Source organism: Streptomyces sp. NPDC088732 (genome assembly GCF_044751205.1).
Taxonomy (GTDB): domain Bacteria; phylum Actinomycetota; class Actinomycetes; order Streptomycetales; family Streptomycetaceae; genus Actinacidiphila.
Map to the genome: position 1 here is coordinate 11456 of NZ_JBIVLI010000044.1, position 26289 is coordinate 37744.

General features: G+C 74.0%; 2 protein-coding genes and 3 pseudogenes. All 5 read right to left on the bottom strand.

The genetic code is table 11. The features are described 5' to 3' along the window. Positions 1-113: 113 nt before the first annotated feature. A complete protein-coding gene (locus tag ACIP9H_RS41280; protein WP_401964137.1) occupies positions 114-6593 on the bottom strand; it encodes an SDR family NAD(P)-dependent oxidoreductase in 6480 nt (2159 codons plus the stop codon). 7 nt (positions 6594-6600) lie between these two features. Next, positions 6601-12216, bottom strand: a pseudogene (locus ACIP9H_RS41285) (type I polyketide synthase); the annotation flags it as partial. A gap of 48 nt (positions 12217-12264) precedes the next feature. Then, positions 12265-17880 (bottom strand): annotated as a pseudogene (locus ACIP9H_RS41290) (SDR family NAD(P)-dependent oxidoreductase); the annotation flags it as partial. Positions 17881-17940: 60 nt separating this feature from the next. Next, positions 17941-24156 (bottom strand): annotated as a pseudogene (locus ACIP9H_RS41295) (type I polyketide synthase); the annotation flags it as partial. Between the two features lie 475 nt (positions 24157-24631). Then, positions 24632-26289 (bottom strand): phosphopantetheine-binding protein (locus tag ACIP9H_RS41300; RefSeq protein ID WP_401964139.1); only part of this gene is annotated, 1658 nt, incomplete at its 5' end.

A 26289-nucleotide genomic window follows, 5' to 3' on the forward strand; every position in this document is an offset into this window, starting at 1 on the left:
CTGGACGGCGGTCAACCGCCCCCGGCTCTCGTGGAGTTCGGCTGTGACCCGTTTGAGGACGTCGACCAGCTGTTCTTGCGTAGCCACTGAGGCTTCCTTTCCGGTGCCCGATCTCAGGCGATGCCGAACTCGTTGTCGATGAAGGCGAGGATCTCGTCCGCGCTCGCGTCCTGGAGCTGCTTGGTGACCTCGGTGTCCGGCGTCTCCGCCTGGTGCCGCTCACGCCAGCGCGTCAGCAGCTGCTCCAGCCGGTCCGTCACATCGGCCACGTCCGCGCTCTCCGACACCCCCTCCAGCTCCGACTGGAGCCGTTCCAGGCTGCTGCGCACCCCGTCCAGCCGGCGTCCCTCGAAGACATCGGCGAGCAGCCGCTCGCCGAGCAGCGCGGACGTCGGGTAGTCGAACACCGAGGTCGCGGGCAGCCGCAGCCCGCTGGCCGCCACCAGCCGGTTCCGCAGCTCCACCGCCGACAACGAGTCGAACCCGAGCTCCCGGAACGGCTGCGCGGGATCGACCGCCTGGGCGCCGGGACGGCCCAGCACCACGGCGGCGTGGTCGCGCACCAAATCGACCGTGAACCGCAACCGGTCGGCCGCGGGTACCCCGGCCAGCCGGTCCGCGAGCGACGTGGCCTGCGCCGCCGCCGGCGCGGCCCGGCGTGCGGCACCGCGTACCAGCGCCCGCATCACATGCGGCACTTGTTCGGGGGAGTCGGCCTTGACCCGTGCCAGATCCGCCGCTCCCACCACCGGTTCCACCGCGCGCGACGCGGCGTCGAACAGCGCGAGCCCGCGCTCCGCCGTGAGCATGCCCAGGCCGTTCCGCTCCAGCCGGCGGATGTCCGCCTCGGACAGCGCGGACGTCATGCCCTGGCCCTGGCTCCAGGAGCCCCAGGCCAGCGACAGACCCGGCAGACCCAGCCGGCGCCGGTGCTCCGCCAAGGCGTCGAGCGCGGTGTTCGCCGCCGCGTAGTTGCCCTGTCCCGGTCCGCCGAACGTACCGGCGAGGGAGGAGAACAGCACGAACGCCGCGAGGTCGGTTCCCCGTGTCAGTTCGTGCAGCCACCAGGCGGCATCGACCTTGGGGCGCAGCACCACGTCGAACCGCTCGGCGGTCAGCGCGTCCACTGTGCCGTCGTCCAGCACACCGGCCGTGTGGAAGACCCCAGTCAGGGGGTGCTGCACGGGGACCTCGCCGAGCAGGCGTTCCAGCGCTCCCCGGTCCGCGATGTCGCAGGCGGCGACCCGGACTTCGGCGCCGAGCGCGGCAACCGAGGCCACCAGGTCGCCGACACCGGCGGCCCGCTCGCCACTGCGGCTGACCAGCAGCAGGTGTCGTACGCCGTGCTTCTCCACCAGGTGCCGGGCCAGCAGCCCGCCCAGACCGCCGGTACCGCCGGTGATCAGGACCGTCCCCTCCGGGTCGAGCGCGGCGGGAACGGTCAGTGCGACCTTGCCGACGTGCCGGGCCTGGCTGATGAAGCGGAACGCCTCCTGGGCCTGGCGTACATCCCACGCACGGACCGGCAGGGGAGCGAGAGCGCCCTCCCGGAAGAGGTCCATCAGCGCGAACAACATCTCACGGATGCGGTCGGGCCCCGCGTCGACGAGGTCGAACGCCTGATAGGTGACGGCGGCGTGCGCGGCGGCCACCTCGGCGGTCTGGCGGATGTCGGTCTTCCCCATCTCCACGAAGCGCCCGCCGCGCGGAAGCAGTCGTAGTGACGCGTCGACGAACTCGCCGGCCAGGGAGTTCAGCACCACATCCATGCCGCGCCCACCGGTGGCCGCCCGGAACCGTTCCTCGAACTCCAGCGTCCGGGAGGACGCGAGGTGGTCGTCGGGCACGCCGAGTGCGCGCACCGCGTCCCACTTGTCCTCACTGGCCGTGGCGTACACCTCGGCGCCCAGATGCCGCGCCAGCTGCACGGCGGCCATGCCCACGCCGCCCGCGCCCGCGTGCACCAGCACCGCGTCGCCGGGGCGCACCCCCGCCAGGTCGACCAGCCCGTAGTACGCGGTGAGGAACACCACCGGGGTGGAGGAGGCCTGCGCGAACGTCCATCCGCCGGGAACGGGGGCCAGCATGCGCTCGTCGGCCACCGCGACCGGCCCGAAGCCGCCCGCGGTCACGCCCAGCACCCGGTCACCCGGACGCAGGCCGGTCACACCGGGGCCGGTCTCCAGCACCACGCCCGCGACCTCGCCGCCCAGCGGTCCGGGGTCGCCGGGGTACATGCCCAAAGCGCTCAGGACGTCGCGGAAGTTCACGCCCGCGGCCCTTACCGCGATGCGTACCCGCCCGTCGGCCAGGGGTGCCTCGGCGTCCGGGGCAGCCGCCAGCGACAGGTCCTCCAGCACCCGGCGCTCACCGCGTTCCAGCCGCCATGCGGCCGTGGCGGCCGGCGGCGTGAGAACCCCCGCGTTGTCGAGCGGTACCAGCCGTGCACCGCTGAGCGCGCCGTCCGCCACCCGCAGTTGGGGCTCGCCGGAGGCGACGGCCTCGGCCAGCAGGGCTGCGGGGAGGCCGGCGGTGTCGGAGACGACCAGGACGAACCGCCCGGGGTTCTCCTGCTGCGCGCTGCGCACCAGGCCCCGGCCCGCAGCCGCCGCGACACCTGCCTCGTCCGTCCCGTGCAGGAGGACCACCAGCAGGGAGGCTGCGAACATCTCGTCCGAGACCCAGCGCTGCAGGGGCGCCAGGAGCTGCCCGGCCACCGAGCGCGTCGCGTCCGGAAGCCCCGCGGCGGGCGCCGTCACCGGCAGCACCACCACCTCCGGGACCGCCGTGCCCGCCTCGACGGCGGTGCTGAGGGCGTCCAGGTCGGTGAAGTGCCGGAGGCCGGGAACCGACGACCCGTCACCGAGGACGGCCCACCGGTCACCGGGCTCGGGGGCGGTGCCGTGCCCGGCGGGAACGGCCGACCAGTCGAGCCGGAACAGTGACCGGGCGGTGTCCCGGGGTGCGCCTGTCGCGCGGGCGCGCGGACGCACGGTGAGGGCGCCCACGGACAGCACCGGCAGCCCTGAGACGTCTGCCGCCTCGACGGACACGGTGTCGTCGCCGCCCACCGTTCGCAGCCGGACCCGCAGCGAGGTCGCGCCGGCGTTGTGCACGGTGACGTCGCTCCAGGAGAACGGCACCACGGATGTGTCCCCGCCGCCGATGGACATGAGCGCGATCGGGTGCAGCGCGGCATCGAGCAGCGCGGGGTGCACCGAGGAGCGGGCGCCCTCGTCGAGCTGGGCGTCGGGCAGATGGATCTCGGCGAACATCTCGTCGTCCCGCCGCCAGGCCCCGCTCAGCCCGCGGAAGGCCGGTCCGTACACCAGGTGCGCCTGGTCGGCGAGCCGGTCGTGGAACCCGTCCAGGTCCACCGGTTCGGCGCCGGACGGCGGCCACACGGCGGCGTCGAAACCGCCGCCGCCCGCGGCGCCGGCCGCCGCCAGCACGCCGGAGGCGTGCCGGACCCAGCCGGACTCCTCCTCGCCGGATCCGTCGTCCGTCAGGCGGGACAGTATCCGCACCGGACGGCGGCCCGACGCGTCGGCCGCCTCCACGACCACCCGGACGTCCGCCGACGCGCCCTCGGGCAGCACCAGGGGAGTCTCGACGGTGAGTTCCTCGACCACCGGGCAGCCGGCCTCGGCGCCGCCCCGTACCGCGATCTCCACGAAGGCCGTGCTCGGCAGCAGTACCTCACCGCTCACCCGGTGGTCCACCAGCCACGGGTGGGTGTGCACCGCAAGCCGGCCGGTGTACACGAACCCGTCGGAATCGGGCAGTTCCAGCCCCGCGCCGATCAGTGTGTGGTCGACGGGGGTCAGACCCACCGCTGAGACGTCGTCACCCGACGGTGCCGTACGCCAGTAGGGCTGGTGCTGGAAGGGGTAGGTGGGCAGGTCGACGTGCCGGGGGCCGTCGGTGAAGAACGAAGCCCAGTTCGCGGGGGTCGCGTGGGTGTGCAGCCGGGCGAGGGAGGTGAGGAACTGGCGCCACTCGCCCTTGTGGCGGGTGAGGGTGCCCGTGGTGGTGATGTCGAGATTCCCGGTGGAGGCGGTGTCGGTGACGGCGAGTTGGAGGACGGTGTGGGCACTGAGCTCGACGAAGGTGCGGTAGCCCTGTGCGAGGAGCGCCCGGGTGGCTTGCTCGAAGGCGACTGTCTCGCGGAGGTTGTTGTACCAGTAGCCCGCGTTCAGCTCGGTGGTGTCGAGTTCGGTGCCCGTGAGGGAGGAGTAGAAGGGGACGCGTGAGGGCCGGGGTGCCGTCTCGGCGAGGCCGGTGAGCAGATCGGTCCGGAGCCGTTCGACCTGTGGGGAGTGGGAGGGGTAGTCGACGTCTATGGTGCGGTTTCGCACGTCCCGGGCTGTCCACTGCTCCCGCAGCGCTGCGAGCGTCTCGGTGTCACCGGCGACGACGGTCGCGGAGGGGCTGTTGACGGCAGCGACGGCCGCTCGTCCCTGCCAGGGCTCGAGGTCGCGTGCGACCTGGTCCGCGGGGAGCGCGACGGAGATCATGCCGCCGTGGCCGGACAGTTCGGCGGCGATGGCCTGGCTGCGGAGCGCGACGACGCGGGCGGCGTCCTGGAGGGTGAGGGCGCCGGCCGCGTAAGCGGCGGCGATTTCGCCCTGGGAGTGGCCGATGACCGCGTCGGGTTCGATTCCCGCTGATCGCCACACTTCGGTGAGCGAGACCATGACGGCCCACAGGACGGGCTGGATGACGTCGACCCGGGTGAGCGCGGCCTCGTCGTGCAGGACGTCCAGGAGCGACCAGTCCACGAACTCGCCGAGTGCCGCGGCGCACTCGGTCATCGTCCGGGCGAAGACGGGCGAGGACGCGAGCATGCCGTCGGCCATACCGAGCCACTGCCAGCCCTGGCCCGGGTAGACGAAGACGGTCCGGGTGTCGGCGCGCGCGGTGCCGTGGATGACCGGGGACGCCTCGTCCCCGGCGGCGAATGCGGCCAGCGCGCCGGCGAGTTCGGTCCGGTCGTGGCTGACGGCGACCGCGCGGTGGGGGAAGACCGACCGGGTGGAGGCGAGGGAGAACCCGATGTCCGCCGGGTCCGGGTGGGGGTCCTGGGACACCCGGTCCACCAGCCGGGTCGCCATGTCCCGTAGTGCGCCGGGGCTGGCGGCCGAGATCACCCAGGGCACGGCCCGAGGCGCGGGAGCCCCGGTCCCGGCCTGCCCGGCCTGCTGTTCCGGACCGGGACGTGCGCTCTGTCCGGTCCTCCGCTCCGGCTCGGGGGCCTGTTCGAGGATGACGTGGGCGTTGGTACCGCTGATACCGAACGAGGAGACGCCCGCCCGGCGCGGACGGCCGTCGGATTCCCAGACGCACGGCTCGGTCAGCAGCTCCACCCGGCCCTCGGACCAGTCCACGTGCGTGGAGGGCCGGTCGATGTGCAGGCTCCTGGGGAGCCGGTTGTGCCGTAGCGACATGACCATCTTGATGATCCCGGCCACTCCTGCGGCGGCTTGGGTGTGGCCGATGTTGGACTTGACGGAGCCCAGGCGGAGGGGCCGCTCGGCGGGCCGGTCCTGGCCGTAGGTGGCGATCAGTGCCTGTGCCTCGATCGGGTCGCCCAGGACGGTGCCGGTGCCGTGCGCCTCGACCGCGTCGACGTCGGCGGTGGTCAGTCCCGCCGAGGCCAGGGCCTCACGGATGACGCGCTGCTGGGCGGGGCCGTTGGGAGCGGTGATGCCGTTGCTCGCGCCGTCCTGGTTGACGGCGCTGCCGCGGACCACGGCCAGCACCGGGTGCCCGTTCTTCAGCGCGTCGGACAGCAGCTCCAGCACCAGCATGCCCGCGCCCTCGGACCAGATCGTGCCGTCGGCGCTGTCGGAGAAGGACTTGATCCGCCCGTCGCGGGCGAGGCCCCGCTGCCGGCTGAACTCCACGAACACGCCCGGTGTCGACATCACGGTGGCGCCGCCGGCCAGGGCCAGAGTGCACTCACCGCTGCGCAGTGCCTGGCCGGCCAGGTGCACCGCCACCAGCGAGGACGAGCAGGCGGTGTCCAGCGAGACCGCCTGGCCCTCCAGCCCGAGCAGGTACGCGACCCGGCCGGAGGCCAGGCTGCCACCACCGTCCGCGCCGTAGTAGTCGTGGTACATCTGCCCGGTGAACACGGCGGTCCGGGAGCCCGCGAGTGACAGCGGGTCGATCCTGGCACTCTCCAGCGCCTCCCACGAGGTCTCCAGCAGCAGCCGCTGCTGCGGGTCCACCGTCGCCGCCTCACGGGCCGAGAAGTGGAAGAACGCCGGGTCGAAGGCGCCCGCGTCGTGCAGGAACCCGCCCTGGTCGACGTAGCTGGTGCCGGGGCGCTCGGCACGCGGGTCGAACAGCGCCCCCAGGTCCCAGCCGCGGTCGGCAGGGAAGTCCGACACGGCGTCCCGGCCCTCGTCCACCAGGCGCCACAGCTCCTCGGGCGAGGTCACGCCACCGGGCAGGCGGCAGGCCATGCCCACGATGGCGATGGGCTCGCTCCGCGCGGCGGTCAGCCGCTCGTTGTGCTCGCGGAGCCGCTCGTTCTCCTTCAAGGAGGCGCGCAACGCGTCAAGAATCTGCTTGTCGGACGGTGTCATTGCCGGCTCATGCCTCTCGTGTCGTGCCGTCGTGCGAAGAACCGCCCAGAGCCAGGTTGACCAGGCTCTCGGCGTCCATGGTGTCGATCAGGCCGACCCCGTCGACCTGGTGCGGGCCGGTCCGCGGCCCGGTGCCGGGCTCCTCGGCCAGCGCCAGCAGTGCTGTGAGCAGTCCGGCCTCGTCGAGCCGCTCCAGCGGGATCGAGCCCAGCAGCCGCCGGACCTCCTCCTCGCTGCGGGTCGGTACGGAACCGCGTCTGTCCCCCGGCGCGGCGTCGGCCTGCCGCCGTGCCATCTGCTCCGCCAGGTGGTCGGCCAGCACCCGCAGCCGCGGGTAGTCGAAGACCACCGTGGCCGCCAACCGCACCCCCGTCACCGCGTGCAGCCGGTTGCGCAGGTCCACCGCGGCGAGCGAGTCGAAGCCGAGCTCCTGGAAGGCCAGATCGGGTTCGATCTCCTCGGTGCCGCTGTGCCCGAGCACCATGGCCACCTGCTCGCGCACCGTGTCCAGCAGCAGCCGGCGCCTGCGGCGTTCGGGTTGCCCGGCGAGCCGGGCCGCCAGGGCGCCGGCGTCCGAGGAGCTGCCGCCGTCCCGCCGGGCCGCCGCAGTCCGGGGCCGGCCCACCGGCCGTAGCAGCGGCGGCAGTTCGTCCGGACGTGTCGAGGGTGCGACCTGGAAGCGCATCGGTACCAGTTCGGACTCCTCCGCGCGCAGTGAGGCGTCCAGCAGCTCCAGCGCGCGCCCGGTGGCGAGGCCGACGACGCCGCCGCTCGACATCCGCGCCACGTGGGTGTCCGACAAGTGCCCGCTCAGTTCACTGCGCTGCTCCCACAGACCCCAGGCCAGGGATACCGCGGGCAGTCCCAGCGCCCGGCGGTGCCTGGCAAGGCCGTCGAGGAAGCCGTTGGCACCCGCGTAGTTGGCCTGGCCGGGGGAACCCAGGGTGCCGGCGGCCGAGGAGAACAGGACGAACGCGGACAGGTCCAGGCCGCGGGTCGCCTCGTGCAGCCGCCAGGCCGCGTCCGCCTTGGGCCGCAGCACCGTATCGAGACGTGCCGGCGTCAGCGCGGACAGCACACCGTCGTCCAGCACGCCGGCGGCGTGCACCACGGCGGTCAGCGGGTGCTCCGCGGGTACCCCGGCCAGCAGCTCCGCAAGGGCCTGACTGTCCGTCAGGTCGCACGCCTCGACCCTGGCCACGGCACCCGCCCGGCCGAGTTCGGCCACAAGGTCGGCCGCCCCAGCGGCCTGCATGCCGCGCCGGCTCACCAGCAGCAGCCGCCGCATACCGTGCACGGTCACCAGGTGCCGGGCGACCAGCGAGCCCAGCAGCCCGGTGCCGCCGGTGACCAGCACGGTGCCCTGTGGGTTCCAGCCGCCGGGCACCGCGCCCCGGGCTGTCCCGGTGCCGGGCGCGGGGACGGACTCCGGGGCCTGCACCAGGCGGGGTACCAGGATGTCACCGCCGCGAACGGCCAGTTCCGGCTCGTCGGCGGCTGCCGCGAGCACCGCACCCATCGGCACCGCGGCGCCGGCCGGGTCCACATCCACCAGCACGAACCGGCCGGGGTTCTCGGAGCGTGCCGAGCGGACCAGACCCCACACCGCGGCGCCTGCCAGTGCCCGAGCGGGGTCGTCCGTGCCCGCCTGCCGCCCCGGAGCCACCGCGCCGCAGGTCACGACCACCAGCCGCGAGGCGGCGAACCGTTCGTCGGCGGCCCAGGCCTGGGCCGCTCCCAGCACGTGGTTCAGGGCCGTCCGTGCCGCGTCCGCGGGCTCGTCGCCGGCCGCGGTGGCGCCCAGGGCAGGCAGGACCACCCAGTCCGGTGCCGGCGAGCCCTGGTCCACGGCCTGTGCCAGCGCGTCCAGATCTGCGTGGTGGACCACCGAGGCGCCGGCGAAGTCCCCGTCGCCCCCGGTCGGCGCACCGGTGCCGAGCATGGCGACCGGACCGGTGAGCGGGGAGGCCGCACCGGACGTCCGGGACCAGTGGAACCTGAAGACGCTGCCCTGCTCGTCAGGGGCCGCGAGCCGGTCCGAGGCCACCGGCCGGAACGCCACCGACGCCACCGAGGCGACGGGCCGCCCCGCCGCGTCCGCCAGTTGCAGTGCCACCGCGCCCGCTCCGACGCCGGTCATGCGCACCCGGGCAGCCGCGGCGCCGGGGGTGAACAGCCGTACCCCGGACCACGCGAAGGGCAGCCGCAGGGCGCCACCGGCCTCGTTCCCCGCAGCCGGGGCCAGCGCCACCGTGTGCAGCGCGGCGTCGAGCAGCGCCGGGTGGATGCCGTACCGTCCGGCCTGCTCGGACACCTGGTCCGGTAGCGCGACCTCGGCGAAGACCTCCTCGCCCCGCCGCCACGCCGCACGGATGCCCTGGAACGCCGGGCCGTAGCCGTAGCCGGTCGCCGACAACTGCTCGTACAGGTCTGTCACATCGAGGGGGACCGCGCCCACGGGCGGCCAGGAGGCGAGGTCGAAGTCCTCCCGCGTGGTGTCCGGGACCAGGGAGCCCGAGGCGTGGCACACCCATTCCTCGTCGTCGTGCCCGGCCGCGTCGGGCCGTGCGTGGACGCCGATCTCCCGGCGGCCGGCCGCGTCCGCGGCCCCGACGACGAGCTGGATCCGGACCCCGCCGTCGGCGGGCACGACCAGCGGTACCCGCAGCTCCAGCCCCTCCAGCAGGTAGCCGGCGATCCGGCCGGCGACGTGCAGCGCCATGTCGGCGAAGGCCGCGCCCGGCAGCACCACCCGGCCGGACATCACGTGGTCGACGGGCCAGCCGAGAGCGTCCGCGCTCAGCCGGCCGGTGTAGACCGTGGTGTCCGACTCGGCGAGCCGCACCGCGGCACCCAGGAGCGGATGCCCGGCCGCGTCGAGACCCGCCGACGTCAGGTTCCGGCTGGTCTCCGTCTGCGGCACCCAGTACTTCCTGCGCTGGAAGGCGTACGTCGGCAGGTCCACCCGCTCGCCGCCGAGGCCCGAGAAGACGTCGCTCCAGCGGGACTGGACGCCGGCGACGTACAGGGTTCCGAGCGCGGCCCACAGCGTGGACACTTCCGGCTGGTTCGCACGCAGCAACGGCGCCAGCACGACCTCCTGCCCCTCCTCCACGTCGCTGCCGACGATGCCGGTCAGCGTCCCGTCGGGACCCAGTTCGACGAACCGGTCGGCTCCGGAGCGGCGCAACTCCGCCATACCGGCGGCGAAGTGCACCGTGCCGCGGACATTGCGGACCCAGTACTCCGGCGAGCACAGCTCGTCCGCGGAGACCGCACGGCCCAGGACGCTCGACACGATCGGGATCGCCGGATCGGCGTAGGCCACCGTCTGTGCGACCTCGCGGAAGCCGTCCAGCATCGGCTCCATCAGCGGTGAGTGGAACGCGTACGGCATCCGCAGCCGCCGGGTCCGCCGGCCCAGCGCGGCGAAGTGCGCCTGGATCTCGTCGTTCGCCGCCTGCACACCGGACACCACCACCGCGGTGGTGCCGTTGACCGCGGCGATTCCCACCTCGTCCGCCCGGCCCGCCACCAGCGGCGCGACCTCCTCGGCAGTGGCCTCGACCGCCGTCATCGCGCCGCCCGGCGGCAGCGCGTGCATCAGCTTGCCGCGCGCCGCGACCAGCCGTGCCGCGTCCGCCAGGGTCAGCACCCCGGAGGCGTGCGCGGCGGCGAGCTCGCCCACCGAGTGGCCCAGCAGATGGGCCGGGCGTACCGCCCAGGACTCCAGCAGCCGGAAGAGGGCGACCTGAACGGTGAACAGGGCGGCCTGGCCGTAGTCCGTGCGGTCCAGCTCCCGCGTCGCCCGCTCGCCGGGCTCGGCGAAGAGTACCTGCAGCAGCGGCCGGTCCAGGTGCTTGTCGAACTCCGCGCATGCGGCGTCCACCGCGTCCTTGTACACGGGGTAGCGGTCGTACAGTTCACGGCCCATACCGGGCCACTGCGTGCCCTGTCCGGAGAAGAGGAAGGCGGTCGAACCCTCGGTACGGCGCCCGGTGACCACTCCCGGGACCGTCCGCCCCGCCACCAGCGCTTCCAGCCCGCGCAGGTACCCGGCCAGGTCCGTGCCGGAGACGACCGCCCGCTCCGCGAACGCCGACCGGGTGGTGGCGAGCGACAGCGCCACCGACGCCGTGTCCGCTCCGGGTCGCCGGGCCAGGTGGTCCACAAGCCGTGCGGCCTGGTCCCGCAGCGCCGCCCGGCTGCGTCCGGAGAGCAGCCAGGGAGCCTGCGGAGCGGCGTCACCTGTCCGGTCGGCCGGTGACGGCCGCTCCTCCGCCGGTTCGGGGGCCTGTTCGAGGATGAGATGGGCGTTGGTGCCGCTGATGCCGAACGACGAGACCCCCGCCCGGCGCGGCCGGCCGCGGTCGGGCCACGGGGTTTCCCGGTCGAGCAGCGCGACGGCGCCCGCGCTCCAGTCGACGCGGGTGGAGGGCCGGTCGATGTGCAGGCTCCTGGGGAGCGTGCCGTGCCGCAGCGACATGACCATCTTGATGGTCCCGGCCAGTCCGGCGGCGGCCTGGGTGTGGCCGATGTTGGACTTGACGGAGCCGAGGTGGAGGGGGTGTTCGGAGGGACGGTTCTGGCCGTAGGTGGCGATCAGTGCCTGTGCCTCGATGGGGTCGCCGAGGACGGTGCCGGTGCCGTGCGCCTCGACCGCGTCGACGTCGGTGGTGGTCAGTCCCGCCGAGGCCAGGGCCTCGCGGATGACGCGCTGCTGAGAGGGTCCGTTCGGTGCGGTCAGACCGTTGCTGGTGCCGTCCTGGTTGACGGCGCTGCCGCGGACCAGGGCCAGCACCGGATGCCCGTTCCTCACCGCGTCGGACAGCAGTTCCAGGACCAGTACGCCCCCGCCCTCGGCCACGGCGATACCGTCCGCCGAGTCCGAGAACGGTTTGCAGCGCCCGTCCGAGGCGAGACCGCCCTGTCCGCCGAACCCGGCCGACAGGTAGGGGGTGGTGAGCACGGTCGCCGCGCCGGCGAGGGCCAGCGAGCACTCCCCGCGCCGCAGGGCATGGGCCGCCAGGTGCACCGTCACCAGTGCCGAGGAGCACGCGGTGTCCACCGTGATCGCCGGGCCCTCGAGGCCCAGCACGTACGACAGCCGGCCGGAGGCCGCGCTGTTGGACAAGCCGGTGATCTGGAACGCCTGGTACTCGGCAGGAGCCTCCTGCATGAGGTAGGTGTAGTCGGTCATGCTGATGCCCGTGTACACGCCGGTACGGCTGCCGCGGATGGTGGCCGGGTCGATGCCGGCCCGCTCCAGGCCCTCCCACGCGCACTCCAGCAGCAGCCGCTGCTGAGGGTCCGTCCCGTGCGCCTCGCGCGGTGATATCCCGAAGAAGGCGGCGTCGAACGCGGCGGCATCGGCCATGAAGCCGCCCAGCCGGACGTCGGTGGTGTCGTCGCCGGTGTCCCAGCCGCGGTCGGTGGGGAAGGGCGAGATCGCGTCCACACCGTCGGCCACCAGCCTCCAGAGGTCTTCCGGGGAACTCACACCCCCGGGGAAGCGGCAGCCGATGCCGACGATCGCGACCGGTTCGGTGTGCTGCTGCCGGACCGCGCGCAGCCGGCCCCGGGCGTCGTGGAGTTCGGCAGTGACCTTCTTGAGGTAGCCGACCAGTTCTTCCTGCGTAGCCATGTGTGGCTGCCTTTCCGGTGCCCGATCTCAGGCGATGCCGAACTCGTTGTTGATGAAGCGGACGATCTCGTCCGCCGAGGCGTCCTGCAGCCGGTCGGTCACCGCGGCGTCCTGTACCGCTGGTTGGTGGCGCTCCCGCCAGCGGGCCGCCAGCCGTTCGAGGCGGGCCGTGATGTCCGCGGCGTCCTCGACCGAGGAGGCGGCGTCCAGCTCCGCCTCCAGGCGGTCCAGCCCGGCCCGCAGGCGGTCCGTACCGGCGCTCGCGGACAGGTCGGTGAGCAGCCGCTCGGCGAGCGCGGCCGGGGTGGGGTGGTCGAACACCAGGGTCGCGGGCAGCTGCAGCCCGGTCTCGGCGGTCAACCGGTTGCGCAGCTCCACCGCGGACAGCGAATCGAGCCCCAGCTCCCGGAACGCGGTCTCCGTGTCCACCGCCGAGGCCCTGGTGAAACCGAGCGCGGTGGCCGTGTGCGCGCGTACCAGCTCCAGCACGGCCTGCCGCCGCTCGTCCCCGGTGAGGCCCGCCGTTCGCGCCGGGAACGACTGCGCCGGCTGCCGGACCGCGGCCGGCGGCCGCCGGACGGCGGTGCCACCGAGCAGACCCCGCAACAGCGGATGCGACACCTCGGCGCCGGTACGCGTCCGCAGCGCGGGCAGGTCCAGCACCGCCGGCAGCAGGACAGGTTCCGGCCGGCCGAGCGAGCGGTCGAACAGCCCCAGGCCCTCCTGGGCGGAGAGCGCCCCGGCGCCCGATCGCCGCACACGGTCCAGGTCGCGTTCCAGGAGGTGACCGCTGATCCCGCTGGCGGGCGACCACATGCCCCAGGCGAGGGACGTCGCGGGCAGACCGAGCGCCGCGCGGTGGCGGGCGAGCGCGTCCAGGAACGCGTTCGCCGCCGCGTATCCGCCCTGCCCGGGGTTGCCGAGCACGCCTGCCGCGCTGGAATACAGCACGAAGGCCGAGGGCGACAGGTCCCGGGTGAGTTCGTGCAGGTGCCAGGCGCCGTCCACTTTCGGCGCCAGCACACTGCCGATCCGTTCCGGGGTCAGCGAGGTGATGACGCCGTCGTCCACGACGCCCGCGACATGCACCACGGCGGTCAGCGGCCGGTCCGCGGGAAGGGACGCGAGCAGCTCGGCGACCTGGCCGCGGACGGACACGTCGCACGCCGCCACCACGACCTCGGCGCCGGCCTCGGCCAGCTCCGCCACCAGTTCCGCGGCGCCTTCGGCGGCCGGACCGCCGCGACCCGCCAGGACAAGGCGACGAACGCCGTGCTCGCGGACCAGGTGGCGGGCGAGGAGCGCACCGAGGGTGCCGGTGCCGCCGGTGACCAGTACCGTGCCCTCCGGACCGGGGCCGGGAGCCGCCACGGGGGCGTCGGCGGCCTTGGCCAGCAGCGGTACGGAGACGATCCCATCACGCACCATCATCTGCGGCTCGCCGCAGGCCACTGCGGAGGCGAGCACGGCGGCCGAGGCGTCGGCCCCGTCGGTGCCCTCCCGGTCGTCGAGGTCGAGCAGCGTGATCCGGTCCGGGTGTTCGGCCTGGGCCGAGCGGACCAGGCCCCAGATCGCCGCGTCCGCGAGACCGGCTCCCGCACGCTCCTGCGCCGTCACCGCGCCGCGGGTCACCAGGACCAGACGGGAGGACGTGAAGCGCTCGTCCGCCAACCAGGCGTGCAGCGTCTCCAGCGCGAGCCCTGTCGCGGCGCGTACCGCCGCCGGCAGCGTCCGTCCGGCGGGGGACGTGGCGAAGGGGACCAGGACCACCGGCGGTACCGGGAGTTCGTCGGCGACCGCCCGCAGCCCCGGATACGACCGCACCGGCACACCGGCGCGCGTGAGCCGGGACACCAGGGACAGCGGGTCGTCACCCACGACCGCCCACCCCGGTGCGGCCGGAACCGCGGCAGCCGGGGCGAGTGGAAGCGGCAGCGGGGTCCACTGCAGGGTGTACAGCGCGGCGGGGGCGCCCGGCCGGTCCGCGGCGGCGGGCGCGGCGGGCAGGGGCCGGGTCAGCAGTGAGTCGACACTCGCCACCAGGCCTCCCGCGGGGTCGGTGGCCACCAGCGCCATGGCGCCCGATCCGTTGTCCGAGATCCTGACCCGCAGTTCGCGCGCGCTCGTGGCCGACAGCCGCACACCGGACCAGACGAAGGGCAGGCCGGGCTCGCGGGTGCCGCCGTCGGCGTCCTCGGCCGCGAGGGCGTGGAGGGCGGCGTCCGACAACGCCGGGTGCAGGCCCATCAGTTCCGCATCCGCGGTCAGGTCCTCGGGCAGCGCCACCTCGGCGAAGACCTCGGCGCCGCGCCGCCAGGCGGCCCGCAGCCCGCGGAAGCGCGGACCGTAGTCAAGTCCCGCTTCCGACAGCCGCGCGTACAGGCCGGGCACGTCCACCGGTGACGCTCCGTGCGGCGGCCAGCTCTCCTCCTGCTTCTGCGGGGACGGCGGCAGCGCCGTGCCTCCGGCGAGCAGGCCGGTGGCGTGCCGGGTCCACGGTGTCTCCGGAAGACCGTCGTCCGGCCGGGAGTGGACGTGGAGTGTCCGGCGTCCGTCCTGGTCGCTGTCCCCGATCGCGAGCTGGATCAGCACGCCGCCCTGCTCGGGCAGCACCAGGGGCGCCTCAAGGGTGAGCTCGTCCACGGCACCGCAGCCGGCCTCGTCGCAGGCGGCGAGGGCGAGTTCGACGAAGCCCGTGCCCGGCAGCAGGACCGCACCCTGTACCCGGTGGTCCGCCAGCCAGGGATGCGTCCGCACGGACAACCGGCCGGTCAGAACGGTGTCGCCCTTGCCGGCGAGGCGGACGGCCGCCCCGAGCAAGGGGTGTCCGCTGGGCCGCAGTCCGGCCGCCCGGACACCTCCGGTCCGCCGGGCGGCGGGCAGCCAGTAGTGCTCGTGCTGGAAGGGATAGGTGGGGAGTGCGGTGGCGGTCGGGTGGGTGGGTTCGAGGACGGTGGTCCAGTCGGCGGTGATTCCGTGGTTGTGGAGTCGGGTGAGGGCGGTGACGAGCGTGGGGTGTTCGGGTTCGGCGCGACGGAGGGCCGTGGTGGTGAGGGTGGTGGGGGGCAGCATGCTCTGGCCGAGGGTGGTGAGGGTGGTGTCGGGCCCGAGTTCCAGGGTGGCGGTGGTGCCGAGGCGGGTGAGGGTGGTCAGGGCGTCGTGGTAGCGGACGGTGTGGCGTATCTGCCGGGTCCAGTAGTCGGGGTTCCGGAGGGTGTCGGCGTCGGTGAGTTCGCCGGTGAGGGTGGAGATGACGGGGATGGTGGGGGAGTGGTAGGTGAGCTGACGCGCGGTGCTGCGGAATTGTTCGAGAATGGGGTCCATGTGGTGGGAGTGGAATGCGTGACTGGTCTTCAGGGGGGTTGTCCTGTAACCGAGGTCGGCCAGGTGGGTGCTGATCTCCCGCATGGCGTCGGTGTCGCCGGACAGGACGAGGCCGGCGGGCGCGTTGACGGCGGCGATGGCGACGTGGTCCAGCCAGGGCGCCAGGTGGGGGGTGATGTCCTGTTCCGTGGCGTTGACGGCCGCCATGGTGCCGGTCCGGGGGAGGGTGTCCATGAGGATCGCGCGGGTGGCGACGAGGGTTGCGGCGTCGTGGAGGCTGAGGACTCCGGCGATGTGTGCGGCGGTGATCTCGCCGATGGAGTGGCCGATGAGGTAGTCGGGACGGACGCCGAAGGTCCGCAGCAGGTGGTGGAGTGCCGTGCCGAGGGCGAAGAGCGCGGGTTGGGCGTAGCGGGTGTCGTGGATGAGACGGGCGTCGGGTGAGTCGGGATGGGCGTGCAGGATCCGGTGGAGGGGGGTGTCGTAGTGGGGCTGGAGGTGGGCGATGGCCTCGTCGAAGGCTTCCGCGAAGGCGGGGTAGTGGTGGTAGAGGTCCTTTCCGGCTGAGGGGCGCTGGCTCCCCTGGCCGGGGAGGAGGTAGGTCAGGCGCGGGCCGGGGTGGGGGGTTGTGGTCCGGGGGTCGGTGGTGAGGGCGGCCAGGGCCTCGGTGAGTTCCTGCGTGGTGGTGCCGACGGCGGCGGCGCGATGGGGGAGGCGGGCTCGGGAGGTGGCGAGGGTGAGGGCGACGTCGTGGGGATCGACGGGTCGTTCGGTGACGTGGGTGAGGAGCTGCCGGGCCTGGTCCTGGAGGGCTTGCGGGGTGTGGGCGGACAGCAGCCACGGCACCGCGGTCACCGGCCGGTCGTCCACGGCCGGCAGCCCGTCCGCAGCCCGTTCCTCGACGACTGCCGGCTGTTCCTTCGCAGGAAGCCGGGGGTACTCCTGCACCGGAACGGGGGACTGCTCCAGGATCAGGTGGGCGTTCGTGCCGCTGACACCGAAGGCCGAGATGCCGGCGCGGCGCGGGTGGCCGGTACTGGGCCAGGGCTGGGACCGGGTGAGCAGCCGCAGGGGTGTGGTGGTCCAGTCGACCTTGGTGGTGGGCCGGGTGACGTTGAGGGTGCGGGGGAGGGTGCCGTGCCGCAGGGCGAGGGTCATCTTGATGATGGCCGCGACGCCGGCGGCGGCCTGGGTGTGGCCGAGGTTGGATTTGAGCGTGCCGAGCCAGAGCGGTTGGTCGTGCGGGCGGTGTGGGGTGTAGGCGTCGATGAGGGCCTGGGCTTCGATGGGGTCGCCGAGGACGGTGCCGGTGCCGTGTGCCTCGATCGCGTCGATGTCACCCGGCGTGAGGCGGGCACGGGTGAGGGCTTCGTGCATGACGCGCTGCTGGGCGGGTCCGTTGGGCGCGGTCAGGCCGTTGCTGGCGCCGTCCTGGTTGACCGCGCTGCCGCGGACCACCGCCAGCACGGGGTGCCCGTTGCGCACGGCGTCCGAGAGGCGCTCCAGGACGAGCATGCCGGCGCCTTCCGACCAGGCGGTGCCGTCGGCGCTGTCCGAGAACGACTTGCACCGCCCGTCGGGTGCCAGGCCCCGCTGACGGCTGAAGCCGATGAAGGTGCCGGGGGTCGACATCACCGTCGCGCCGCCGGCCAGGGCCAGCGTGCACTCCTCCAGCCGCAGTGCCTGACTTGCCAGGTGCACCGCGACCAGCGACGAGGAGCAGGCGGTGTCCACGGTGATCGCCGGGCCCTCGAGCCCCAGCGTGTACGCGATCCGGCCGGACAGCACGGAGGCGGCGGAGCTGATTCCCAGGTAGCCCTCGAACTCCTCCGGCACGTCGGTCACATGGCTGTCCCAGTAGTCCTGGCCGCTCGATCCGACGTAGATCCCGACCCGCTGGCCGCGCAGCGTCTCCGGCCGGATGCCGGCTCGCTCGCACGCCTCCCAGGACGTCTCCAGCAGCAGTCGCTGCTGCGGGTCGATGGCGGTCGCCTCGCGGGGCGAGATGCCGAAGAAGGCGGGGTCGAAAGCTCCGGCGTCGATGAACCCGCCCGCCCGCACATAGCTGGTGCCCGGGTGGTCCGGGTCCGGGTCGAAGAGTGCGTCGAGGTCCCAGCCGCGGTCGGTGGGGAATCCTGAGACCGCGTCCCGGCCCTCGTCCAGCAGCCGCCACAGCTCGTCCGGCGTGGTCACGCCGCCCGGCAGCCGGCAGGCCATGCCGACCACGGCGATCGGCTCGGCCTGACGCTCCTCGGCCTCCTGCAACCGGTCGCGCGTCTCGCTCAACTCGGTGGTGACGCGCTTGAGGTAGTCCAGCAGCCGTGCTTCGTTGTTCATGTGCGGTCTCGCAGATTCCTGGTCAAGGGGTCCGGCTCCGGCTCAGGACAGGCCGAGTTGCGTGTCGATGAAGGCGAACACCGCGTCGGCGTCGGCCTGGTCAAGCCGTTGTGCGGCCGGGGCGTTCGGCTCCTGGGCCGCCGGGGCACTCAGTCGGGAGGCAAGGACCGACAGCCGGGAAGCCGCCCGGATGTCTGTCAGCTCCTGCGGGGGCAGGCCGGCCACCAGTGCCTCCAGCCGGTCCAACTCGGCCAGTACGGCAGCCGCGCCGGTGACGGACTCCGGGAACAGCCGGGCCCGCACATGGGCGGCCAGCGCGGCCGGAGTCGCGTGGTCGAAGACGATGGAGGCCGGGAAGGTCACCTCGGTCTGCGCGGAGAGCAGATTGCGGAACGCGATGGCGGCGAGCGAGTCGAAGCCGAGGTCCCGGAAGACCCGCCCCGGCTCCACGGCAGCCGCGTCACCGTGTCCGAGTACGGTCGCCGCCCAGCCCCGGATGCGCGTCAGCAGTTCGCTCTCCTGCTCCGCCCCGGACAGGGCGGCCAGCCTCTCCCGCAGTGACGGCCCGGAGGAAGCGCTGTCCTGGGGGACGGCGTCGCCGGCGCCGGAGCGGTGCTCGGCGAGGACCAGGTCGAGCAGCGGAGGAACCGGGACACCGGTCCTGGCCGCTGCGAGCGTCGCCGCGTCGAGGTCGCCGACCACCACCTGTGTCTCGCCCCGCGCCACGCTCTGGGCGATCGCCCGGACAGCGGTCTCCGGATCCAGGGGAACACAGTGATCCGCGGGGTCCGGTGCGGGCAGCAGTCCCGACATCACCGGAAGGAGATCGTCCGGTGTCATGGCCAGCAGTGCCGCGGTGTCGGGAGCGACGGGGAACAGTACGGCGTCGTCGGTGCCCAGCGCGAGGTCGAGCAGCGCCAGGTTCTCGGTCGCGGGCAGCGGGACCAGCCCTGAGGCCCGCAGGTGCCGCAGGTCGTCCGCCGACAGCCGCCCGCTCATGCCCGCCGGGGCGTCCCACAGACCCCAGGCCAGTGCCGTCGCCGGCAGGCCCAGGGTGTGCCGGTGGCGGGCCAGGGCGTCCAGGAAACCGTTCGCCGCGGCGTAGTTGGCCTGTCCAGGGCCGTTCAGCGTGCCGGCCACGGACGAGAACAGCACGAACGCCGACAGCGGGAGGTCCCGGGTCAGTTCGTGCAGGTGCCAGGCGGCGTCCGCCTTCGGCGCGAGCACCGTGTCCAGGCGTTCGGGCGTCAGCGAGGTCAGCGTCGCGTCGTCCAGCACGCCCGCGGTGTGGATCACGCCGGTCAGCGGGTGCCCGGCCGGAACCGACGCCAGCAGCGCCGCCACCTGCCCGCGATCCGACACATCACACGCCACCACGTCCACCTGCGCGCCCAGCGCGGACAACTCTTCCCGCAACTCCCGCGCACCCGGGGCCTCCAGGCCGCGCCGGCTCACCAGCAGCAGCCGCCGCACCCCATAACGCTCCACCAGATGACGAGCCGTCACCGCTCCGAGGCCGCCGGTGCCACCCGTCACCAGCACCGTCCCGCCCTCGGCGAACGACACCACCCCCGAACCGGCGACCGCCCGCACCAGACGCGGCACCACCACCCCACCCGCACGCACCGCCACCTCAGGCTCCGGACACCACAGTGCCTGCTGCCAGTGGGCAGCGCCCGCTCCCGGTTCCCAGTCCAGCAGCGTCACCCGACCGGGGTGCTCGGCCTGCGCGGAGCGGACCAGCCCCCGCAGTGCCGCCGCCACCACCGCGCTCTCACCGCCGCCGGCAGCACCGCCCTCGAACGCCACCACCAGCCGCGACCGCGAGAACCGCTCCTCCTCCACCCACCGCTTCAGCACACCCAGCAGTTCGCCCAGCGCCGCACGCGTACACTGCGGAACCCCTGCGCCCTCCACACCCAGCGGAGCGGGCAGCACCACCACATCCGGCACCACCGCCGACCGCGCCAGATCCACCCCCACCGGCACCGACACGCCCGCACCCCGCAACGCGTCCACCACCCCGCCACCCGCACCCCACACCGCACAACAACCCACCACACCCGACACCGACGACCGCTGGGGCACCCAGGCGATCCGGTGCAGGCCGGGCCGGTCGTGTCCGCCGTCCGCCGCGGCGCCGGTTCGGTCCTCGGCGTCGGCGGTCGCCCAGGTGTCCCAGGCCACGGTGCTCGCCCGCAGGCCGCGGGCCCGCCGCATATCCGCGACGGCGGTGAGGAACGCGCCGGTGGCCGCCTCCACAGCGCGGCCGCGGCCACCCCAGAGCGCCGACGCCGGGGTGACCAATACGAAGGCGTCCAGGTCCCGTTCGGCGAGCAGACCGTCCAGGTGCATCGCACCCAGTGCCGCTGCCCGGCCGGCCGCACCGAACTCGGTGAGCGACGAAAGCGCCAGTTCGCGACGCGGAGCCCGGGCTCCCGCCGCGTGGACCACCGCGGTCAGCGGGTGGTGTGCGGGCAGGCGGTCCAGCAGGCCGGACAGTTCGGCGTGGTCCGTCACGTCGCAGGACGCGAAGGTGACCTCGGCTCCCGACGCCCTGAGATCCCGGGCCAATTCGGCTGCCTCGGGGGCGCGTTCGCCGCTACGGCTGACCAGGAGCAGGTGCTCGGCACCCTGCCCGGCCAGCCAGCGGGCCGCACGGCTGCCGACGGTCCCGGTTCCGCCCGTCACCAGCACCGTCCCGCGCGGCCGCCACGGCTTCGCCGGTCCCGCGGTGTCCAGCGGGTCCGGCAGCAGCCGCCGGACGAGAATCGCGTCCGGCCGTACCGCCAACCGGTCCTCCGCCGTTCCCCGGTCCAGCAGCGCGCCGAAGGAGCCCACCAGCCCGGCGTCCGCCTCCGTCGGCAGGTCGACGATGCCGCCCCACAGATCGGGCTGTTCCGTGGCCAGCACGGCAGCCAGCCCCCAGAGCGCGGCCTGTTCGGGACCGGCGAGGCTTTCGCCGTCCCGGGCCGCGAGGGCTCCGACGGTCCCGAGCCACAGGCGTGCGCCGGCGGCCCGCGCAGCGGCGACCAGGGCATGGGTGGCCTCGAAACCCCGGGAGAGCCAGGACCGGTCGGCGGACGGACGCCGGTCCAGGCCGAGCAGGGAGAACACCGCGTGGGGAAGTCGGCCGGGCCCGTCCTGCGCCAGCAGCGCGCCGAGGCCGGCCGGGTCGTAGGCGTCGTCGGGGACCCGCACCAGCCGTGCCCCACCCTGGGCGAGAGCAGCCGCGATCTCCTCCGCGGACCCGGACCCGCACGAGGACCCGGACGCGGGCACCAGCACGCACCAGCCCTGCGGCAGCCCGCCGAGCGTTCCGCCGGCCGTTTCGCCGCCTGCCGGGAGCTCCTGCCACACCGTTCGGTACCGCTGCCGGTCCAGCACCGCGACGGACCGCTCCTCGCGGTGCCACGCGAGCAGCGCGGGGAGGACGGCGTCCAGGGACGCACGCTCCCGCGGACCGTCGAGCCGCAGCGTGCCGGCCAGGGCATCGCCGTCCCCGCGCGCCACGGCCTGCCAGAACTGTTCAGCGGCAGCCGTACCGCCCGACGTGGAGGCCTGGGGCGTGCCCGAGCCGGCGGGCCGGTCCGTGCCCAGCCAGAACCTGCTGCGCTGGAAGGCATACGTCGGGAGGGCCACCGACCGGGCGCCCGATCCCGCGTGGAAGGCCGCCCAGTCCGTACGGAGGCCGGACGCGTGCAGCCGGGACAGCGCCGTGACGACCGTCCGCGCCTCGGGCTGCCCGTCACGCAGCAGGTCCACGGCCACCGGAAGCGTTCGGACGTCGTCGAGTGCTTCCTGCACCATGGCGGTGAGCGCGCCGCCGGGGCCCACTTCGACCCAGCGACGCACGCCCTGACCGGCCAGGTGCCGCACGGCGTCGTGGAAGCGCACAGCCTCCCTCGCCTGACGCACCCAGTGCCCGGGGTCGGCGAGTTCGGCGGCGGACAGCGGACGGCCGGTGAGGGTCGACACCACCGGTATCCGCGGCGCCACGGCCGTCAGCCCCGTGGCCACCTGCCGGAACTCCCTGGCCACGGCGTCCAGGTGGGGCGAGTGGAAAGCGTGGCTGACCCGCAGCCTCTTCGCACGCCGCCCCCGGGCCTCCAACTGCCGCACGATGTCCAGCACGTCCGCGCGGTCGCCCGAGACGACCACCGAGGCCGGTCCGTTGACCGCCGCGATCGCGACCCGGTCGGTGCGACCGGTCAGGAGCTCGGCCACCTCGGACTCAGCCGCTCCCAACGCGGCCATCGCCCCGTCCGCGGAAAGACCCTGCATCAGCCGGCCACGGGCCGCGACCAGCGCCGCCGCTTCGTCCAGCGACAAGGCACCGGCCACGTGCGCGGCCGCGATCTCTCCCACCGAGTGGCCGCTCAGGTAGTCCGCGGCGAGACCCCAGGACTCCAGCAGCCCGAAGAGCGCGGTCTCCACGGCGAACAGTGCGGGCTGGGTGTACTCCGTGCGGTCCAGCAGAAGGGAGCCGGCCGAGCCCTCGGCCGCGAACAGCACGTCCCGCAGCGGCCTGTCCAGATGCGGGGCGAAGGCTTCGCAGACCCCGTCGAGCGCGGCGGCGAACGCCGGGAACGCCGCGTACGACTCCCGCCCCATCCCCGGGTATTGCGAACCCTGGCCGGGGAAGAGGAATGCCGTCGCCCCGTCCTGCACGGTGTCGCGCACCACGGCCGGGCCGCTGCCGCCGGCCGACACCAGGTCGAGTCCGGCGGCCAGCTCGTCCCGGTCCGCGGCCACCACCACAGCCCGGTGCGTGAGGGAGGCACGCGAGGTGGCAGCCGAGTACGACACGTCCACCAGACGTGTCCCGGGATCGGCGTCGAGCCGCCGGCGCAGGCGGAGGGCCTGTTCACGGACGGCCGGCTCTGACGCGCCCGACAGCACGACGGGAAGCGGAGTCCGCGGACCGCTCCCGGTCCGTTCGGGCTCCAGCGAGTCCTCGGCGGTCACCGGGTCGGGGGCCTCCTCCAGCACGACATGCGTGTTGGTGCCGCTGACTCCGAACGCCGACACCGCGGCCCGCCGCGTGCGTGCCGATCGCGGCCAGGGGGCCGGTTCGGTCAGCAGCCGTACGGCACCGGCCGTCCAGTCCACCGCGGTCGTGGGTTCGGCCGCGTGCAGCGTGCGGGGAAGCAGCTCGTGCCGCATCGCCTGCACCATCTTGATGACCCCGCCGACACCGGCCGCGGCCTGGGTGTGGCCGATGTTCGACTTGAGGGACCCCAGCAGCAGCGGGCGATCCGAGGCGCGGTCCCGGCCGTAGACGGTCAGCAGCGCCTGGGCCTCGATCGGATCCCCCAGCCGGGTCCCCGTCCCGTGCGCCTCCACCGCGTCCACCTGGTCGGCGGTCAGTCCCGCGGCATCCAGCGCGTCGCGGATCACCCGCTGCTGGGCCGGGCCGTTGGGGGCGGTCAGGCCACTGCTGGCGCCGTCCTGGTTGACGGCCGTTCCCCGGACGAGGGCCAGTACCCGGTGGCCGTTGCGCCGGGCGTCGGAGAGCCGCTCCAGCAGCAGTACGCCGACGCCCTCGCTCCATCCGGTGCCGTCCGCGCCGGCCGAGAACGCCTTGCAGCGCCCATCGGGGGACAGCCCCTGATGACGGCTGAACTCGATGAAGACATCAGGCGTGGACATGACGGTGGCGCCGCCGGCCAGGGCTAGCGAGCACTCGCCGCCGCGCAGTGAGCGGACCGCGAGGTGCAGGGCGACCAAGGACGAGGAGCAGGCGGTGTCCACGGTGACGGCCGGCCCCTCCAAACCGAAGGTGTAGGCCACCCGTCCCGTCATGATGCTCGGAGCGCTCCCGTTCATGAGGTAGCCCTCGAGCTCTCCCGGGTCCTGCGGAGCCAGCGTGGCGTAGTCGTTGTAGACGACGCCGGCGAACACGCCCGTCCTGCTGCCCCGCAGGGAGTGGGCGTCGATGCCGGCGGTCTCGAACGCCTCCCAGCACGTCTCCAGCATCAGACGCTGCTGGGCGTCCATGGCCATGGCCTCGTTCGGGCCGATTCCGAAGAAGGCCGGGTCGAAGTCGGCGGCGTCGTGCAGGAAACCACCGCGGCGGGTGTAGCTGGTCCCCCGGCGGTCCGGGTCCGCGCTGTAGAGCGCCGCCAGATCCCAGCCCCGGTCGGTGGGGAACTCCGATGTGGCGTCGCGGCCCTCGGACACCAGCCGCCAGAGTTCATCGGGAGTACTGACGCCTCCGGGGTAGCGGCAGCCCATCCCGACGATGGCGATCGGTTCGCGGTCCCGGTTCTCGGCGTCGCGCAACCGCATCCGGGTGTCGCGCAGGTCGGCGGTCGCCTGCTGGAGGTAGGCAAGCAGCTTGGCCTCGTTGTTCACCACAGTCCCCTCGATGAGTACACGCCGTGACAGCACACCGCTCCCTGTCGGATCGCGTGCCGTCGCGTCTTCGGAGCCGGGGCCTGTTGCCGGATACCTCGCGGTCAGTGGGCACGCGGGGCACTCCGGCCGGTCCCGCACCGAGTCGTGGCCGCGGCGGGGAGGGCCCTGGGGCGGTGCGGACCGCGGTATCCCCGGATCGTTTCGACCCTAGGCTTCGCGCCCGTGCCGCTGACCCCTAGGGCCCCCCTAGTCCCCCCTTAGAGGTGGCAGCTGACGTTCCGTCGGGGCCCGGCGGCCGGCAGCGGAGGACGGGCAGGTCGGGCACATGCCGCGCCCCTGCCCGGGCGAAGGCTGCCGGCCGGTCGCCACGCGCTCATCCGGTCGGGCCGGCCCCGTCTCCGTACGCGCCGTCCAGATAACTGAACAGCTCCTCCGCGTCCGCCGTCCGCAACGCGCTGGACGCCTCCCGATCCGTCTCGGGCATCCCCGCCGGCGCGGCCTGCTCCCACCGCGCCGCGAGCTTGCGCAGCCGGGCACCCACCCGCAGGTACTCGTCCTCGTCCGGCAGGGCTGCGGAGAGTGCCGACTCCAGGTCGGCGAGCCGCCCGTCCACAGCGGATCGCTCCCCGGCCAGCAGCAGGGTTCCCAGGTGCCCGGCCATGGCCGCCGGCGTCGGGTGGTCGTAGGCCAGGGTGGCCGGCAGCGTGAGCCCGGTCGCCGCGGCGATCCGGTCCCGCAGTGTGAGGGCGGTCAGCGACTCGAAGCCGAGTGCCACGAACCCCCTTTCTGCGTCCACGGCGCCAGGGTCGTGGTGGCCCAGCACCGTGGCGGCCTCGCCGCGGACGAAGTCCAGCAGGGCGCGCGGCTGTTCGGCCGGCGCCAGCTCCGCCAGCCGGGACCGCAGGACACCCGGATCGTCCGGTGCGCGGCCCGCCGCCGTCCTGCGGGCGGCGGGTTCCGTGGCGGCGGCCGGTCCGGCCGCCCCGCTGACGGGCTCGGGAGCCGGGAGAACCGGCCCGGCCGCTTCCGCCGGCCAGGAGGCCCGCTGGAACCGGACGCGCCGCACGGAGGCCACCGGCTCACCCGCCGCGTCGGCGAGCCAGAACCTGGCGCCGTCTTCCGCCACCGTGGCCCGCACCCGGAGCGTCGACGCGCCGACCGCGTAGAGCGAGACGCCCGCCCAGGTCGCGGGCCACGTCTCCAGCGGATCCGTCCCCAGGGCGGTGCGGACGGCCAGGAGCGCCCGGTCGAGGAGGACGGGGTGCAGGCCGAACGCGGATGTGTCGTCGGCCCCTTCCCCGTACGGTGCGGCGACCTCCGCATACACGTCGTCCCCGTGCCGCCACAGTCTGCCCGGCGCCGCGCCGCCGCCTCCGTGCACCTCTGCGGGCCGGTCCGCCTCGCGGGGGGTGACAGGGACAGCGCCAGGAGGAGGCCAGGAAGCCAGGCCGAAGGCATCGCCGGCGCTCCCGCCTTCCCCGGTGGCCGAGACGGCGTCGGCGGTCAGGCGTCCCGTCGCGTGCCGGGTCCACGGAGCCGCGAAGCGATACGGCGGCCCGGCAGGCTCCGGTTGCGAGTGCACGGAGAAGGGCCGAGCCCCGTCCGGGCCCGGATCGCCCACGTACACCTGGATCCGCAGCGCCCCGCGCTCGGGCACCACCAGCGGTTCCGCCAGGGCGAGTTCCTCGACCCGGCCGCACCCTGCGCGGTCGCCCGCGCGGATCGCCAGATCGAGCAGGACCCCGCTCGGCAGGGGGGAGCCGTCGCGGTACGCGGCGGACGCCCACGGGACGGTGTCCGGTGAGAGCCGACCGGTGAAGACCAAGGACTCGGTTCCGGCCAGCGCTGCGACGGCTCCCAGCAGCGGATGGTCGGACCGGTCCAGCCCGGCGGCCGCCACATCCGCGGCCGTCCGGTTGCGCGTGGGCCAGTAGCCGGTGTGTTGGAAGGCGTAGGTGGGCAGGGGGATTCGGCGGGGGTGGGTGTTGGTGTAGGCGGGGGTCCAGTCGACGGGGATCCCGCGGGTGTGGA